Origin of the sequence: Mesorhizobium sp. M7A.F.Ca.US.002.01.1.1 (genome assembly GCF_004022955.1) — a bacterium.
In the GTDB taxonomy this organism is placed as follows: domain Bacteria; phylum Pseudomonadota; class Alphaproteobacteria; order Rhizobiales; family Rhizobiaceae; genus Mesorhizobium; species Mesorhizobium ciceri.
Map to the genome: position 1 here is coordinate 1 of NZ_RZQE01000920.1, position 1102 is coordinate 1102.

A 1102-nucleotide genomic window follows, 5' to 3' on the forward strand; every position below is an offset into this window, starting at 1 on the left:
TGTTGCTGGCCGAACTGGGCGAAGAGCCCCGCCATTTCGCTTACCCCTATGGCTATGCGAGTGCCGTAGGCTGTCGCGAAGTCGGCTTTGCCCGTGACGCAGGCTACACCTCTGCCGTGACGACGCGCCACGGCGTGCTGCGCGCCGAACATGCCGGGTTCCTGCATGCTTTGCCGCGGATTTCCGTCAACGGCCGCTATCAGAGCCTCGCCCATATTCGCACCATGCTGTCGGGCGTGACGACGCCGCTCGCCAATGCCGGCAAGATGGTCGTCACCATCTGACGCTGGCGGTTTCGCCTAGCGCTTGGCCCTCGGCTCCAGCATCAGCCATTTGATGATGCCCATTGCCGGCAGCACCCAGAGCAGGCCGCTGAGCAGGAAGAACAGGAAATGCACCCACGGACCCGACTCCGACAGCCGGGCGACCGCGAAGATCGATGCGACCAGCGCATAGATGATGACCAGCGCCACCAGCAGAAACATTCCGATCAGCTTTTTCAGGCGCAGGGGCATGGTTGGTCTCCTGATCGAGCATGCCGGAATTTGCACAGGCGGCCTGGCAGGCTCAAGGGGTAACGGCCTCGCATAGGCCTTGAGGCGAGACTGCGCAACCGGTGAGACGCGGCGCGACGGCGTGCCGCGCCGGATGGTCTTGCCAGCACGGGTGCGATGGTCCACCAATCCGCCAAATCAACCTGCCGGGACAAGATCATGGCTGCCATATCAGCTGCCGCGCCATACGTCGCCCGCGACCGCGACCTGCATAACCGGGCGCTGCTGCGCGCCTGGCTCTATGTGGTGCTTCTGGTGCTGTTTGCGCTGGTGCTGGTCGGCGGCGCCACCAGGCTCACCGATTCCGGCCTGTCGATTACGCAGTGGAAGCCGATCCATGGCGTGATCCCGCCGCTCAACGATGCCGAGTGGCAAGAGGAATTCCAGCTCTACCAGCAGATCCCGCAATATGCCGAGCTCAACAAGGGCATGGGCATCGAAGCGTTCAAATCGATCTTCTGGTGGGAATGGGCGCATCGCATCCTGGCGCGCAGCGTCGGCCTGGTCTTCGCCTTGCCGCTGCTGTTCTTCTGGGCGACGCGCCGCAT

At 63.6% G+C, this 1102-nt stretch carries 2 protein-coding genes and 1 pseudogene; 2 read left to right on the forward strand and 1 reads right to left on the reverse strand.

Going from position 1 to position 1102, the window contains the following annotated elements:
* A pseudogene (locus EN932_RS36740) lies at positions 1–284 on the forward strand (polysaccharide deacetylase family protein); the annotation flags it as partial.
* 15 nt (positions 285–299) lie between these two features.
* Here EN932_RS36740 and EN932_RS36745 read toward each other — a convergent pair.
* Positions 300–515 carry a DUF2842 domain-containing protein gene (locus EN932_RS36745; RefSeq protein ID WP_013532215.1) on the reverse strand — a complete coding sequence of 72 codons (216 nt, stop codon included), beginning with the start codon at positions 513–515 and terminating at the stop codon, positions 300–302.
* 198 nt (positions 516–713) lie between these two features.
* Here EN932_RS36745 and EN932_RS36750 point away from each other — a divergent pair.
* Positions 714–1102, forward strand: a 389-nt coding sequence (locus tag EN932_RS36750; RefSeq protein WP_206619044.1) for a COX15/CtaA family protein, incomplete at its 3' end; no start/stop codon positions are given.